Below are 16,115 nucleotides of genomic sequence, written 5' to 3' on the forward strand. Positions count from 1 at the left end.
AGCGCTATCTTTTGATTATTGAAAAACGGCAAGCGCACCGATGAGCGGGCTCTTCGATGGAAATGGCGACCGGGATAGGGGAGTGAAGCGATTCAGCTTGCGGCGGGGAGGATATAGGGGAATTTGTAAGAAAAAAAGACAAATTGTCGCAGGTGATTATTACCGAATGGGCAACAATGTGGATTTGATGTGAACGGTGGGAGCGGCTTCAGCCGCGAACACCGGCGAAGCCGGTGCCATCCACCGCAGTGCCTGCATCGCGGCTGAAGCCGCTCCCACAAGGTGGCTATTTTCGATCAGAAGGTCGTGCGCAACCCTACCTCAACGCTCCGCCCTGGCGCTGGCGCAATATCCCGCAAAATCGAACTGGCATAGCGCACCGTCTGATCCGTCAGGTTCTCCCCGCGCACGAACGCCAGCCACTGGCTCTGGCCGATGTCGAACTTGTAGCCGACACTCGCGCCCAGCGTGGTATAGCCATCGGTACTGGTTTCATTGTCCGGCTTGCGATGTTGCGACGCCGCATGCTGCACATCCACCCGGGCCTGCCAGCGGTCCAGCTCCCAGACCAGCCCGCTGTTCAGCCGCAGCGGTGCAATGCGTGGCAACGGCTCGCCGCTGTCGAGGTTCTTGGCCCGGGTGTAGTCACCCGACAGCTCCAGGGCAAAGCTGCCGTAGCGGTTTTCGACCAGTTGCCAGCGGTCCTGGGCTTCGATGCCGTAGAAGCGTGCCCGTACGCCCTGGTACTGATACTCGGGGAAGCCGCCGTCGTCATGATCGTGGTCGTGATCCTCGTCACCATGGTCGTGGTCATGCCCTTCGCGCAGGTTGCCCGTGCCGATCAGCCCGATGTAATTGCGGAAGTGGCTGTAAAACACCCCGACACTGCCCTTGTGGGTGCCGTTGTCGAAGCGCAAGGCCAGGTCGGCGGAGATGGCTTTCTCTTTGTTCAGGCTGGCATCGCCCACTTCGTAAGCCCCGGTGGCGACGTGGGCGCCGTTGGCGTACAGCTCGTAGAACGTCGGCGCACGTTCGGTGTAGCCAAGGTTGGCGGCCAGCGCCCATACCGGATCGAGCTGGTAGACGGCGCCGGATGACAGGCTGAAGGCGTTGAAGCTGCTGGCGCTGTCGGCGTCGACGAAATTCTCGTTGCCCTTGGCATCCGGATCGACGCGGGTATGTTCCAGGCGCGCACCGAGGCTCAGGTTGAGGCGCTCGGTGGCCTGCCATTGCTCGAGCATGAACAGCGCCAGGCTGTCGGTATCGGTGTGCGGTACGAAGGCTTCTTCACCCAGCGCCGAAAACTCGTTGCGGCTGACCTGCGCACCAATCACACCCTCCAGCGGGCCGAGCGGCTGGTGTCGGGCTTCGATGCGCGCCTCATAGCCTTTGTTCTTGAAGGTGGTATGCACTTCGCCTTCTTCAATCTCGCTGTGCTCGTAATCGGTGTAGCCAGCATCGACCTTGACCGAGCTGAACGGGCCGTCGAGATCACGCAACTCGGAAGCGAACGCGTAGTGATCCTGTTTCATGTCCAGGCGCACGCCGGATTCGGCCACCGAACCGTAGTTGCTGTCGTAACGGCTGTAGGAGAGACCCGCATAGCCGTGATCCCAATGGTAGGAACCGCCAATGGCGCCGCCATCCTGGCGACCGTCGCTGTTCTCCAGGCGGTGCTTGCTGCCGGGTTCGTCGGCGTCACGCACTTTGGAACTGCGGGCATAGCCGGGGATGCGCAGGTCGTTGAACTGGCGGCTGTTGGCATCCAGGTGCAGGGCGAAGGTGCCGTCGCCGGCTTCCAGCTTGCCGGCGCTGCTGCGTGTAGTGTCGGCGCCGCCATAGCGCAGTTCGCCCGCGCCGTGGATACCCTCGATCGGTGCATCGGGGATGCGGTTGTCGAACGTGTTGACCACGCCACCGATGGCATTGCCGCCGTACAGCAGGGCGGCCGGGCCTCGGACGATTTCGACGCGCTCGACGGTGACCGGGTCCAATGGTACGGCGTGGTCGTAGGAAAGCGCCGAGGCATCCAGGGCGCCGACGCCGTTGCGCAAAATGCGGATACGGTCGCCATCCAGGCCACGGATTACCGGGCGGCTGGCGCCGGGGCCGAACCAGGTAGAGGCCACACCTGGCTGTTTATTGAGGGTTTCACCGAGGCTGCCATGCTGCTGTTGCAGCAGGTCGTCACCTTCGAGCACGGTACTCGGGGCGGCCAGCTGGCGATTGCCCAGCGGGTTGGCGGTGATGACCTGGGGTTCGAGTTCCACGGCCTGGCTGGGCGATGAAGCCAACCAGAGGGCGACGGCGAGGGGGGAGAGGCGCAGTGATGAGCACAACATGGGGAAGTGACGGTCCTTGGCAGAGGCTTTTTATCGTTACTGTATAACATCACTATTTCAGCACAGGGCTTTCGTCGATTGCCAGCGGTTTTTGTCATGGGGTACTGCGTCTCTTCGCCACTACACTCGTGTAAGGTGCGCATCTTTCCAACGCTGGAGCACAGGCATGAGCACTGCCCAACACAACGCGCTGCACGGCAAGACCCTCGAACAGATCCTCACCGAGCTGGTGGCGCACTACCAATGGCAGGGCCTGGCCGAGCGGGTCGATGTGCGCTGCTTCAAAAGCAACCCGACCATCAAGTCGAGCCTGACCTTCCTGCGCAAGACGCCCTGGGCGCGGGAGAAGGTCGAGCAGCTGTATGTGAAGCTGCAGCGCAACGCCTGAGATGACGCGTCATCCCTGGCTGACCCTGGCCGCCGTGCTCGGCTGGCTGGGCTTGACGGTGCAGATCTACCTGGTGCTGATGGCGCGCTGGCAGGAACAGGCCAGCCTGATCGGCGGGCTGATCAATGTGTTCGGTTATTTCACGGTGCTGACCAATACCCTGGTGGCGACGGTACTCAGCTATGCGGCCTTTGGGCGCGAATCGCGTGCCAAGCGCTTTTTCCTGTTGCCGTCGGTGAGTTCAGCGGTAGCCGCCAGCATCGTGTTGGTGGCGCTGGCCTACAGCGTGTTGCTGCGTCACCTGTGGCAGCCGCAGGGGTGGCAGTGGCTGGCGGATGAGTTGCTGCACGATGTGATGCCTGCGCTGTACGTGCTGTACTGGTGGTTCGCGGTGCCCAAGGGGTATCTGCGGCTCTGGCACCTGGCGGTCTGGGCACTGTACCCGGCGGTGTACTTTGCGTACGCGCTGTGGCGGGGGAGCGAGATTGGCGTGTATGCCTATCCGTTCATCGACGTGGCGAGTTTGGGGTATGGGCAGGTGATGCTCAATGCGCTGGGGGTGCTGGCGGGGTTCTGGGGGATTGGGTTGGTGCTGTTGGGGCTGGATCGGTGGCAAGGGCGGCGGCTGGTTTAGCCTGTGCCTGCCTCTTCGCGGGACAAGCCCGCTCCCACAGGTACCTCGCTGAACCTGAGGACAGTGGGGTGCCTGTGGGAGCGGGCTTGCCCCGCGAAGAGGCCGATGACGACGACGGAAATCACTCGTCGTCCGCAGTCCCGTCAGCTCGCCAATAAGCAGCGGCCTTAAGCGCATCTTCCGCAACCCCTTTCTCCAGCAGCAGCGATTCCTTGGCCTGCCGGGTCAGTGCTTTTTCCAGCGCCACCCAGCTATACAGCTTGCCTTCAGGCAAACTCAACCCCTGCAGGACAGCCAGCAGATCTTCACTGCGCTTGACCCAGACGACCTCAACCTCAGCCTTGCTCGGCAGCGGCTGGCGCTCTTGCTCATCTTCGATCTGGATCACCGCCAGTACCCGGCGCCCTGCAGGCAGTTCCTCCAGGCGTCGTCCGATCGCCGGAATCGCCGTTTCATCGCCAATCAACAGGTAGCTGTCGAAAATATCCGGCACCACCATCGAAGCCCGCGGCCCGGCGATGTTCAATGCCTGCCCTGGCGCAGCCTGCGCCGCCCAGGTCGAGGCAGGGCCGTCGCCATGCAGTACGAAGTCGATGTCCAGCTCACAGGCCGCCAGGTCGATGCGCCGTGGCGTGTACTCACGCATGGTCGGCCGGGCACCGCCGTCGCGGCCCAGGTTACGGGCGTCGATGGCCTGCTGCTGCTCGGCGGTCTCGGCGAACAGCAGCTTGATGTGGTCGTCAGTGCCAAGGCTGGTAAAACCTTGCAGTTCTTCGCCGCCAAGGGTGATGCGGCGCATGCGCGGGGTCAGGTCGGTGACGCGCAGTACCTGCAGGCGGCGCTGGCGGATTTCGTGGTTGACGCGGTGAATGGTGTCACTCATGGGTGTTCTCCATGGCAGCCTGGGCCGGCCCGGAGGCAATGGCTTTGGCGGTGTCGTTGAGCAGCGTGCGGACCCGTTCGATTTCTTCCGGGGTCCAGCGGCCGCTGTGCATGTGCAAGGCATGGCGCAAGTTACCGACCGCTTCATGAATCTCTGGCGGACGGTCGTGGCCACGCAGGGCGCGCTTGCTGACTTCGATGCGCATGCGCACGCCATCGAGGGCGACGGCCTGATCGGCAAGGGCGGTGCGACCAGCTGCGGTAATGACGTAGAGACGTTTGCTGCCCTGCACCTGGCCGCTGATCAGCTCGGCTTCTTCAAGAAAATTGAGGGTCGGATAGATGACCCCGGGGCTCGGCGTGTAGCTGCCGTCGAACAGGTTTTCGATCTGGCGAATCAAGTCGTAGCCATGGCCCGGTTGTTCTGCCAAAAGCGACAGCATCAGTAGTTTCAGATCACCCGGGGCGAAAACCCGTGGGCCGCGCTCACCGCGGCTGGGACGACGCTCGAAAGGGTCATGGGCGGAGTGGTCACGCATGGAGAAAAGGCTCCGTGTCTTTAGATATATCGCAAGATATTACTCAAGATATATCTAAATACAAGCCTTCAAATGCTGATGATTATCATCTAGATTTTCGATCGATTACTCGTATGCATCGCTACCTGTGGAGGTTTGCACTCGTTGGGATTGCCCGGCTCCAGGTACGGCATGAGGATCGGTGCCATACCCTTGAGCACTTGCACCGGCAGCGCCGAAGTGAACGTGAATGCCTCTGCGGTGCGCCCCGGCACGAAGGCGGTCAGGGTGCCGAAGTGGTTGTCGCCGAGAAAGAACACGAACGTGGCGGTACGGTTCAACGAACGCGAGCCGATCAGCCGGCCGCCGGCGCCGAAGCTTTCGATACGGTTGTCACCGGTGCCGGTCTTGCCACCCATCACCAGCGGTGTGCCGTCATGCAGCTTGAAGCTGCCGGAAATACGCCGCGCCGTGCCCGCGTCGACCACTTGCGACATCGCCCCCTTGAGCGCCCGGGCGACTTCCACGGGGAGAATCCGCACGCCACGGTCGGGATCGCTATTGAGCTTGGTTTCGTAAGGTGTATCGGCGGCGAAGTGCAGGGTGTCGATGCGCAGGGTTGGCAGGCGCACGCCATCGTTCTGGATGATGCCGACCAGTTCGGACAGCGCCGCCGGACGGTCGCCGGAGCTGCCGATGGCGGTGGCCAGCGACGGCACAAGGTGGTCGAACGGGTAGCCCACACGTTTCCAGCGCTGGTGGATGTCGAGGAAGGCTTCGATCTCGACCATGGTGCGGATACGGCTGTCACGGGCGCCCTGGTGGCGGCTCTTGAACAGCCAACCGTAGACCTCCTGGCGCTCGAAGCGGCTGGCATTGACCATTTCGGTCAGCGTTGCGCTGGGGTTCTTCAGCAGGTAGCCGAGCAGCCACAGGTCCAACGGGTGGACCTTGGCGATGTAACCCTGGTCGGGCAGGTCGTATTTGCCGGGACCGTAGGCTTCGTACATCTCCACCAGACGGCCGTCGGTGAGTTTGGCCAGCGCTTTCTTGTCATCCTTGCTGTGGGCGCGGACGAAAGCATTGAAGGTTTCCTGGCCGGCTTCGGGGAACAGGTAACGGTGTACCGCCGCCAGGCGCTGCGGGGTGACGCGCATGCTGTCGAGGAAGGTGTCCAGACGTTGCTGCGAAGTCTTGCGCTGGTATTTTTTCCAGAAGCGCATCAGGTAATTGGTGCCTTCCTTGTCGGCGAAGCGGGCGAGGTATTCCTGGCGACGTGGGTCGGCGTCGTCCTTGAGCAGCGGCACGCGGTTGAACGGCTGCTGGTAGGTGACGTAGCGCACCAGGTCGCGCATCAGGCGGATGAACGGCAGGTTGATCGACTCGCGTAGCGCGTCCTTGAGCGTCGGATTGCGGCTGTTGTCTTCCTTGCGGAAGTTGTTGAACACGTGCATGCCGCCGCCGGTGAAGAAGGCTTCGCCGGTGTTGGCCGAATACTTGCGCTCCAGAGCAGCGTCGAGCATGGCGTCCAGGCTCTGGTTCTTGCTGTTCTGCGCCAGCCACTCGAGCGACCACTGGGTGATGCGGTCGAGCTCGGCGACTTCGACTTTCTTGAGCTCCGCGGCGGGCTTGCCAGCGTACTTGTCGTGCAGCTCGGCGATGATCTCCAGGTAGGTGGTGAGCACCCGCAGCTTGGCCGTCGAGCCCAGTTCCAGCTTGCTGCCTTCGTTGATGTCGAACGGCTGATCGGTGCTGTCGGTCTGCACACGCACCCGCGAGCCATCGGCGGTGCGCTCGAACAAGGTGAAGCTGTAGCGCACCTGGTCGGTGGTCTTGCTGGTCAGCAGGCGCTCGCCGATCAGGCCCATCTGCGCGGCGAATGCGGGGTCGGACAGGTTTTTCAGGTACTGGCTGGCTTGCATCTGCAGGTCGGCCTGCAAGGTACTGGTGGCCGAGACGTCGAGGCGGTCAAGGTCGTACAGCGGGCGGTTGAGCATCGCCGCCAGGCGGTTGCGCGCCAGGCTGATGCCCTTGTTGGTGATGATCGGCACGATGGTCGGCTGCGCCACCCAGTCGCGGTACACCGCTTTGCTGGCCAGCGCCGCGTCAGCCAGCGGGCGATCGACGATGCCGTTGGCGGCGAGCACGCGGATGTGCGAATCGGTGAGCTCGGCGAGCTCCACACGGCCCTTGGACAGGTAATGCGACGGGCGGCGTTGGGCGATCATCAGCGACAATACCTGGCGCAGGGCCAGGCCGCGAGCGGCCATGCTGTCGGGGTCGGTCGCCGTCGAGGTCAGGGCCTGGTTGACTTGGTCGAAGTCGGCGCCGTACCACACCCGCAGGCCTTCGGCCATGCCGTGCACTTCGCCGTGGCCAGGCACCGCCGACAACGGCACGCTGTTCAAATAGTCACGCACGATACGCTGGCGGGCCTCGGTGGTGTCGGGGCCACCCTGGTAGGCGCGCACGCTGGCGGAAATCATCTGGCGGATCTTCTCGGCGCCGGAGACTGTCAGGCCGTCCGGTGAGTGGCGGTACTTTTCAAGTTGAGTTGCCAGGGTACTGCCACCGGCGGACTGGCCGGGCAGTGCCAGGTACTTTGCGATCTGGCTGTAGGCAGCCTTGGCGAAGCGCGGCCAGTCGACGGCGGGATTGTTGTTTGGATCCTCCGGATCGAGGAGGTCGCGGTTCTCGATGAACAGGAGGCTGTTGACCATCACCGGTGGAATGGCGGCGAAGTCCGGATACAGGTGTTGCGGGTAGTTGTACTGGTACAGCGTGTCACCGCGGCAATCGGTGATCGACAGGCCGGCCTGGATTTTCTCGATATAAGGCGCGAACAGGCCATGGTCGACGTAGTTCATCAGCGCTGGCGAAAAATGCACTTGCTCGCTGATCAGATAGTCGCGCTTGAGCAGGCGCGGCAGAAATTCCCCCAGCGCACTGTAGCCCAGGCGCTTGTCGAACGGCCCTTCGCCGGGGTAGACGATGGCATCGCTGGGCCCAGGTTGCAGCGAATAGGTGAGGGTGGTGGCCAGCTTGCTGAATTCCCGAGACTGCAGCTCGGAGGTACGAAACTCGTCGTAGGCGGCAAAACCGATGGCGACCATCGCCACCAGCAGGATCAGCAGAATCAGCCGCCACCACAGCCGACGCTGACGAGGGGACTTGGGTTGTGGCGTCTCGGCCAGAGGTGCTTCGGGTGCTTCCGTTGCGGTTGGTTCCGATTGCCACAGTGCGCCCATAATCTTCAATCCGGCCAGGTACTTTTCGTGTTGCTTGTCTGAAGCTTAGACGCTGACGGCAGGAGGTGAAAAATTTGTAAGAACTGCAGAAATTCAAAGTCGGATATGCGCCTTTGGTGTGGGTTCCTTCCTACGTCGTTATTGATAGGGTGGCTGGGTCGATCTGTGGACGGCACTTCCGTCCCGGATTTCTCGCCAAATTTCTACGTATTTACAGTGAAAAGCCCTACAGCGGGCTTCCTATACTGCTCGACCCCTTCGCCATGCCAGACGCTCTAGTCCGGCATACGGGCCGGCCCACAAGGCCGCCTGGCAAGCCAACACCTCGCCTATCGGCAGGGTCGGTGCTGCACGAAGGTCAAATCCAATAACAAAATGAGGTTGTATTGCTATGCCAGTCGGCAACCCCCCTGCCCATGGCGAGACCGCACAAGGCGGCCCGCTCAAGCGTGAACTGGGCGAACGGCACATCCGCCTGATGGCGCTGGGCGCCTGTATCGGTGTCGGTCTTTTCCTCGGTTCGGCCAAAGCCATTGAAATGGCCGGCCCTGCGATCATGCTTTCCTACATTATCGGCGGCCTGGCGATCCTGGTGATCATGCGCGCCCTCGGCGAGATGGCCGTGCACAATCCGGTCGCCGGCTCGTTCAGCCGATATGCCCAGGACTACCTTGGCCCGCTGGCGGGTTTTCTCACCGGCTGGAACTACTGGTTCCTGTGGCTGGTGACCTGCGTCGCGGAAATCACCGCGGTGGCCATCTACATGGGCATCTGGTTCCCAGATGTGCCGCGCTGGATCTGGGCCCTGGCGGCACTGGGCAGCATGGGCGCGATCAACCTGATCGCGGTCAAGGCGTTTGGCGAGTTCGAGTTCTGGTTCGCCCTGATCAAGATCGTCACCATCATCGCCATGGTCCTGGGTGGCATTGGCATCATCGCCTTCGGCTTCGGTAACGACGGGGTGGCGGTCGGGATCGGCAACCTGTGGAGCAACGGCGGCTTCATGCCCAATGGCGTGACCGGCGTGCTGATGTCGCTGCAGATGGTGATGTTCGCCTACCTGGGCGTCGAAATGATCGGCCTCACCGCTGGCGAAGCCCGCAACCCGCAGAAAACCATCCCGCAGGCCATCGGCTCGGTGTTCTGGCGCATCCTGCTGTTCTACGTCGGCGCCCTGTTCGTGATCCTGTCGATCTACCCATGGAACGAAATCGGCAGCCAGGGCAGCCCCTTCGTCATGACCTTCGAGCGCTTGGGGATCAAGACCGCCGCTGGCATCATCAACTTCGTGGTCATCACCGCAGCCCTGTCGTCCTGCAACGGCGGCATCTTCAGCACCGGGCGCATGCTCTATAGCCTGGCGCAGAATGGCCAGGCGCCCGCCACGTTCGCCCGCACCTCGAAAAGCGGCGTGCCGCGCAATGCGCTGCTGCTGTCGATCGGTGCCTTGCTGCTGGGTGTGCTGGCCAACTACCTGGTGCCAGAGAAGGTGTTCGTCTGGGTGACCTCGATCGCCACCTTTGGCGCGATCTGGACCTGGGTGATGATCCTGCTGGCGCAGATCAAGTTCCGCGCCGGGCTTTCGATGGCTGAAAGCAAGGCTTTGAAGTACCGCATGTGGCTGTGGCCGCTAAGCTCCTACCTGGCGCTGGCTTTCCTGGTGCTGGTGGTGGGCCTGATGGCGTACTTCGAAGATACCCGCGTGGCGCTGTATATCGGCCCGGCGTTCCTGGTATTGCTGACTGCCTTGTATTACACCTTCCGCCTGGCGCCGAAGGAGCAGCAAGCGGTCCCGAGTACCGCTTCCTGATTTGAAAACCCTTGGGGCCGCAACAGCGGCCCCAATCCTTTCAGGCCGCCACCTCACTGTTGGGCTCGAAACTGTCGGCCCGTGCCAATTGCCACATCCGCGAATAAAACTGTCCATTGACCTCGCCGGTCAGCAACTCGCCTGGTTTCAAGAACACATGCATCTGCGAGAACAGCTTGATCTCGGTAGCCGAGATACGTCGGACCAAGTGCTTGGCCTCCAATTGCGCTGGGTGCTCCAGGCCAGCTGCAGCGAGCATCTCAGCCAGTGCGCGCAGGGTGTTGTGGTGGAAGTTCAGCACCCGCTGGGCCTTGTCGGGCACTACCAGCGCACGCTGACGCAATGGGTCCTGGGTTGCGACACCGGTCGGGCACTTGTTGGTGTGGCAGCTTTGCGACTGGATGCAGCCAATGGCGAACATGAAGCCACGTGCCGAGTTGGCCCAGTCGGCGCCGATGGCCAGCACGCTGGCGATGTCGAAGGCGCTGACGATCTTGCCGCTGGCGCCCAGCTTGATCTTGTCGCGCAGGTTCAGGCCGACCAGGGTGTTGTGCACGAACAGCAGGCCTTCACGCAGCGGCACGCCGATGTGGTCGGTGAACTCCACCGGTGCCGCGCCGGTGCCACCTTCCTTGCCGTCGATGACGATGAAGTCGGGCAGGATGCCGGTTTCCAGCATGGCTTTGGCAATGCCCATGAACTCCCATGGGTGGCCCAGGCAGAACTTGAAGCCCACCGGCTTGCCGCCGGACAGCTCACGCAGCTGGGCGATGAACTGCATCATCTCGATGGGCGTGGAGAAGGCGCTGTGGCGTGACGGCGAGATGCAGTCCTCACCCATGAGGATGCCGCGGGTTTCGGCAATTTCCTGGGTGACCTTGTGCTTGGGCAGGATGCCCCCGTGGCCGGGCTTGGCGCCCTGGCTCATCTTGATTTCGATCATCCGCACCTGCGGGCTGCGCGCCTGGGCGGCGAAGCGCTCGGGGTCGAAGCGCCCGTCCGCCGTGCGGCAGCCGAAGTAGCCGCTGCCCAACTCCCAGACCAGGTCGCCACCGTGCTCGCGGTGATAGGGGCTGATGCTGCCTTCGCCGGTGTCATGGTGGAAGTTGCCCAGCTTGGCACCCTGGTTGAGGGCGCGGATGGCGTTGGCGCTGAGCGAGCCGAAGCTCATGGCGGAAATGTTGAAGATCGACGCCGAATACGGCTGGCTGCACTGCGGCCCACCGATGATGATCCGGAAGCTCGCCGGGTCGGCCAGCGGTGCCGGGCGCATGGAGTGGCCGATGAATTCGAAGCCGGATTCGTATACGTCGATCAGCGTGCCGAAAGGTTTGTCCGAAGCTTCGTTCTTGGCTCGTGCATACACCAGCGAACGCTGGGCGCGGGAGAAGGGCAGGGCGTCGCTGTCGGCCTCCAGCAGATACTGGCGGATCTCGGGGCGGATGCCCTCGACCAGGTAACGGATGTTGCCGAGGATCGGGTAGTTGCGGCGCACCGCGTGGCGCTGCTGCAGCAAATCGAACAGGCCGATCAGGCTGAGCACTGCGGTGGTCAGGGTGAACGGCCACAGCCATTCGTGATGGAGGAACGGCAGGCTCGCCAAGGTGAACAGCACACAAGCGGCAAACACTGCGTAGCGACTGAGAAGTGACAGGCTCATACGGGGTCCTTACGAAGCGCGGTCAGGCTCAGGGCCTGGAGGCAAACCCCGACCATAGCCCGGTTGTGCGGCGCTGAAAATGAAATTCGGGGTATCGAAAATCATTCTCACGCGCCTGTGCTGTGGGAGCACCTGTCTTCCACAAAACTTAAAAAGCTGCGCGGATTGAGCTGTGGGAGCGGCTTTAGCCGCGAACACGGGCGTAGCCCGTGCCATACACCGCGGTGCCTGCTTCGCGGATGAATCCGCTCCTACAGGGAGTAGCGGCTTCAGAACGTATCGCGCAGAAGCTTCAGTCGCCAAGATTGCTGATCTTCGGGTGGTGCCTCGGCCAGGAACGCATAGCGCCCGGCAATCCGCACCGCCACCGGTACACCGTCGCAGTACAGCAAGCGGTTACCGCCCACTGCGGGCACCTTCGCCCCAGGCAACAATGACCCAATCAGGTTCAGCGGGTCGCTGGCACTGACCACCACCAGCTCGCCGCCCAGTTCGCGACGCCGCACCTGGCGCAACAACCCGACCGCTTCCGGCAAGGCAAACTGTTCACCTGCGAGCCCGGCAATGAAGCGTCCGCCACGAATCTCGCCACGCGCCTCCAACCGGTGGTAGCAGCGCAGCAGCTCGCGCCAGGGCGGCAGCACATCACTCTCGCGCTCCAGCAGCCGCCAGCAGATCACCCCATAACGTCGCAACAGGCTGCGGGCGATATGTTCCAGGCGCTGGCCTTCGTCCACGGCGCCAGCGCCTCTGCGCAACAACGCCCAGCGGCCGGCGTGGGCCATGTTGCTGGAGAGTGGTGGGTGACCGCGCCTGCTGTTGCGTGATGAGCGTTTAGCGGCTGGCATGATCAGGCTACGCAGTCCGGTGAAACTGTCGGCACCGACCAAACCGGCGCCCACCAGCGCCTGCAAGGCCGTTTCCAGTTCGCTGGGCAATAGATGGGTCTCGTGCGTCAGTTCGTCGAAGAACAGCGCCCCTTGCGTTTGCAATACCTCATGCACCCGTTGCGCACGAGGTGCCAACTCATCCAATGTCGGCGCAGGTGCCAGGCTGCGCCAGAGCGCCAGATGCGCACGAGGCAGCAGCACCAGCGGCGTGCTCGCCAAAGTGGTGCTGGCTGCCGTGCTCGCCATGCGGCTCCAGGCAAACTGCCCGCTACGGCAGGCATCGTCGAGCCAGTGCGGGCTGTAATCCTTGATCCTTGCTGGCAGCAGGTCCGCTTCCCAAGCACCGGCAGCCACGGGGAAACCTTGCAACTGCTCGAGTACTTCAGCCACTGCCTGTGGTCCGCGCAAGCGTTCGTCGGTTGCCAGGTGCTGCCAGTCGAACAGAAATCGCATGAAGTCCTGCAGGCTGACCGGCTCGATTTCCCGGCGCAGGCGTTTCACGGTATAGCGATGGATGCGCGCCAGCAGATGGCGCTCGCACCACTGCAGCTGCACCTCGCCAGGGCTGAAATGGCCGCGCAGCACGTAGCCTTCGGCTTCCAGGCGAGCCAAGGCCTGTTCGACATGCGCTGCGGGCTTGCCGATTGGTGCGGCGATCCGCGCCAGGGTCAACGGGCCGCAGCCGCTCAGGCGGGCGCGCAACAGTTCGGTCAATGCACTGTCCGGGTCGATGGCCTGATCGAAGCCAGCAAGCACAGCGAGGGCAGGCTCCAGGGGCGTATGCGGATACAGCGTTTGCAGCAGATTCTGGCGCTCGCGCGCGAACCATAATCCTTCAGCGGGCAGGCGCATCGCGCGGCCAGCCTTGGCCAGTTGCCTGAGCGGCAAGTCCCACCCGGGATTGGCCTGCACTTCGGGATAGCTGATGGCACCGAGGCTCATCAAGGCTTCATGCATTTCGTCGGTGCTGCTGGGTTGCGGCCAGGCTTCGGCCTCGACGGCGCTGATCGCATCGGCATCCAGCGCGCCCAGGTCATCGCTGCTGTGTACCTCGTTCCAGCGCCGGTTGAGCACCGCCTGGGTGCGGCGTTCCTCCAGCGGAGCATCATCGAGGAAAGCGTAGGGCCTGGCATTGAGAATGGCCGATGCCAGCGGCGAGGGCGCGGGCAGGTCGCGGCAAAGCAGGCGTACTTCGCCGTTTTCCATGCGCCGCAGAAGGGCCAGCCAGCCGTCGCTGTCCATGGCTTCGTGCAAGCAGTCGTCGAGAGTCTGCTCAACCAAGGGGTGGTTCGGGATCTGCCGTTCACCGGCGATGTTTTCCAGGCAGGCGATCTGGTCGGGAAACACGGCGGCGATCAAGTCCTCGCTCTTGATGCGCTGGAGCTGCGGCGCGACCTTGCGCCCCCCCACAAAGCGCGGCAGCGCCATCGCCACGGCAGCGTTCCAACGCCAGCGCACGCCGAACAAGGGCGCGTCGAGCAGCGCCTGGATCAACACCTGCTCGGCGTTGCGGCTGGACAGGTAGCGCCAGACTTCATCCAGCTCGAAACTGTGGCTGGTGGACAGCGACAGCACGATGGCATCTTCGCTGGCCGCAGCCTGCAATTCGAAATTGAAAGTGCGGCAGAAGCGCTTGCGCAGAGCCAGGCCCCAGGCGCGGTTGATGCGGCTGCCGTAGGGTGAATGGATGATCAGCTGGGTGCCGCCGGATTCATCGAAGAAACGCTCCATCACCAGTGTCTGCTGCGAGGGCAGTGCGCCCAGCACTTCGCGGGTGCGCCCCAGGTAATCGAGCAGTTGGCTGGCGCAGGCCTGGTCAAGCGCGAGGTCGTTTTGCAGCCACACCAGCACAGCAGCGAAATCGCCATTGCACAGTGCCAGTTGCTCATCGAGGCGGGCTTGCAGTCGCGCCACTGCTGCCGACAACTCGTCGCTGCGCCCCGGCGCCTCGCCCAGCCAGAACGGAATGGTCGGCGGCAGCCCATGGGCGTCCTCGACCCGCACTCGGCCAGGCTCGACCCGCACGATGCGATACGAGGCATTGCCCAGCTGGAAGATATCGCCGGCGATGCTCTCCACGGCAAAGTCTTCGTTGACGCTGCCGATGTTCAGCGCCTGCGGTTCCAGCAACACGGCGTAGTCGGCGGTTTCTGGAATGGTGCCGCCACTGGTCAGTGCGGTCAGCTGGCTACCTCGGCGCCCGCGCAACATACCGCTGACCGCATCGCGGTGCAGGTAGGCGCTGCGCACACCCTGGCGGCCGTTGTAGCCTTCGGCAAGCATGCGCAGCAGTGCCTGGTAATGCTCGACGTCGAGTTCGGCGTAGGGCGTTGACTGGCGCAGGCAGTCGAACAGCGCCTGTTCCTGCCAGGGCTGGTTGCTGGTTTCGGCGACGATCTGCTGGGCCAGCACGTCAAGCGGGGCCTTGGGAATCTGCAACTGGTCCAGCTCGCCCTGGCGCACGCAGTCGAGCAGGGCGGCGCACTCGATCAGGTCATCGCGCGAGGTCGGGAACAGCCGCCCTTTGGGGATGCCTTCGACCTGGTGGCCAGAGCGGCCGACCCGCTGCAGGAAGGCGGCAATAGACCCTGGCGATGCGATCTGGCAAACCAGGTCGACATCGCCGATATCGATGCCCAGCTCCAGCGACGCCGTCGCCACCAGCATCTGCAGCTGGCCATTCTTCAGCCGCTGTTCCGCGTCCAGGCGCAGCTCCTTGGCCAGGCTGCCGTGGTGCGCGGCCACGGCCTCCTGGCCCAGGCGATCGCTGAGGTGGCGGGTGAGGCGTTCGGCCAGGCGCCGGGTGTTGACGAAGACCAGGGTCGTGCGGTGTTCGCGGGCCAGGTCTGCCAGGCGGTCGTAAACCAGGTTCCACACATCCGTTGCCATCACCGCGCCCAGGGGCACTGGCGGGACTTCGAGGGCCAGGTCGCGCTGGCGTGCGTGGCCGATATCGACAATGGCGCAAGGGCGCTGGTGGCCGACCAGAAACTGCGCCACACGCTCCACGGGCCGTTGGGTGGCGGACAGGCCGATGCGTCGCAGCGGCCGCCCGGCAAGCACCTGCAGGCGCTCCAGGGTCAGGGCCAGATGCGCGCCGCGCTTGTTGCCGGCCAGGGCATGGATTTCATCGACGATCACCGTGTGCACGCTGGACAATCCCGCGCGCCCCGAGGCCGAGCCCATCAGCACATAGAGCGACTCTGGCGTGGTCACCAGAATATGCGGCGCGAGCTTGCGCATGGCTGCGCGTTCTTTCTGCGGCGTATCACCGGTGCGCACGGCGGTACTGATGCGCGGCGCCTTGAGGCCCTGGTCTTCGAGTGCCTGGCTGATGCCTTCGAGCGGTGCCTGCAGGTTCAGGCGGATGTCGTTGGACAGCGCCTTGAGCGGCGACACGTAAACGACCTGGGTCTGAGCGGGCAATTCTCCGCCCTGTTCGAGGCCCTGCCGAAACAGCTCGTCGAGCACCGCGAGAAACGCACTGAGGGTTTTACCCGAGCCGGTCGGCGCGGCCAGCAGCATCGATTGGCCGGCATGGATCAAGGGCCAGGCACGCGCCTGGGCGTCGGTGACCGTGGCGAAATGGCGACGGAACCAGGTGCCGACGGCGGGGTGGAACAGCTCCAGCACCGGGTGCTGATGGGCGGGCAGGTTCATGCCTTGGTTATGGCGGCTGGCAGGCAGCTTGGCAAGTGGCCGTTCGTCTGTCAGCAGGTCGGTTGCCTGAATTACTGCACCAT

9 protein-coding genes are annotated in these 16,115 nt (G+C 63.4%); 3 read left to right on the forward strand and 6 right to left on the reverse strand.

Going from position 1 to position 16,115, the window contains the following annotated elements; all coding sequences use genetic code 11:
* Nucleotides 1-296 precede the first annotated feature (296 nt).
* Entirely contained in the window at nt 297-2,342 is a 2,046-nt protein-coding gene (locus ACIPZF_RS14450; protein ID WP_400800369.1) for a TonB-dependent receptor, read from the reverse strand.
* A gap of 166 nt (nt 2,343-2,508) precedes the next feature.
* On the opposite strand from ACIPZF_RS14450, the gene ACIPZF_RS14455 reads away from it, so the two are divergent.
* On the forward strand, nt 2,509-2,730 hold the full coding sequence (locus ACIPZF_RS14455; RefSeq protein WP_095064225.1) for a VF530 family DNA-binding protein: 222 nt from the start codon (nt 2,509-2,511) through the stop codon (nt 2,728-2,730).
* Nucleotide 2,731: 1 nt separating this feature from the next.
* Complete coding sequence (locus tag ACIPZF_RS14460) at nt 2,732-3,364, forward strand: Pr6Pr family membrane protein (protein WP_400800373.1); 633 nt, start codon at nt 2,732-2,734, stop codon at nt 3,362-3,364.
* A gap of 121 nt (nt 3,365-3,485) precedes the next feature.
* Here the strand turns inward: ACIPZF_RS14460 and ACIPZF_RS14465 are convergent, their stop codons facing one another.
* The 3 genes from ACIPZF_RS14465 to ACIPZF_RS14475 form a co-directional block, all read right to left on the reverse strand.
* On the reverse strand, nt 3,486-4,247 hold the full coding sequence (locus ACIPZF_RS14465; RefSeq protein WP_400800376.1) for a siderophore-interacting protein: 762 nt from the start codon (nt 4,245-4,247) through the stop codon (nt 3,486-3,488).
* Nucleotides 4,240-4,785 (reverse strand): PadR family transcriptional regulator, encoded by a 546-nt coding sequence (locus ACIPZF_RS14470; RefSeq protein ID WP_400800378.1) that lies wholly within the window; start codon nt 4,783-4,785, stop codon nt 4,240-4,242. Before ACIPZF_RS14470 ends, ACIPZF_RS14465 begins: the two co-directional genes overlap by 8 nt.
* Nucleotides 4,786-4,874: 89 nt before the next feature.
* Nucleotides 4,875-8,012, reverse strand: a complete 3,138-nt coding sequence (locus tag ACIPZF_RS14475) for a transglycosylase domain-containing protein (RefSeq protein ID WP_400800381.1) — start codon at nt 8,010-8,012, stop codon at nt 4,875-4,877.
* 391 nt (nt 8,013-8,403) lie between these two features.
* Between ACIPZF_RS14475 and ACIPZF_RS14480 the strand changes: the two genes are divergently transcribed.
* On the forward strand, nt 8,404-9,822 hold the full coding sequence (locus ACIPZF_RS14480; RefSeq protein ID WP_400800384.1) for an amino acid permease: 1,419 nt from the start codon (nt 8,404-8,406) through the stop codon (nt 9,820-9,822).
* A gap of 40 nt (nt 9,823-9,862) precedes the next feature.
* Here ACIPZF_RS14480 and ACIPZF_RS14485 read toward each other — a convergent pair whose 3' ends face one another.
* Together ACIPZF_RS14485 and ACIPZF_RS14490 are read right to left on the reverse strand one after the other, a co-directional pair.
* Entirely contained in the window at nt 9,863-11,482 is a 1,620-nt protein-coding gene (locus ACIPZF_RS14485) for an FMN-binding glutamate synthase family protein (RefSeq protein ID WP_400800386.1), read from the reverse strand.
* Between the two features lie 269 nt (nt 11,483-11,751).
* A complete protein-coding gene (locus ACIPZF_RS14490; RefSeq protein WP_400800389.1) occupies nt 11,752-16,032 on the reverse strand; it encodes a DEAD/DEAH box helicase in 4,281 nt (1,426 codons plus the stop codon).
* Between the last annotated feature and the right edge of the window lie 83 nt (nt 16,033-16,115).

This window comes from Pseudomonas sp. NPDC089752 (assembly GCF_044748725.1).
GTDB lineage: Bacteria > Pseudomonadota > Gammaproteobacteria > Pseudomonadales > Pseudomonadaceae > Aquipseudomonas.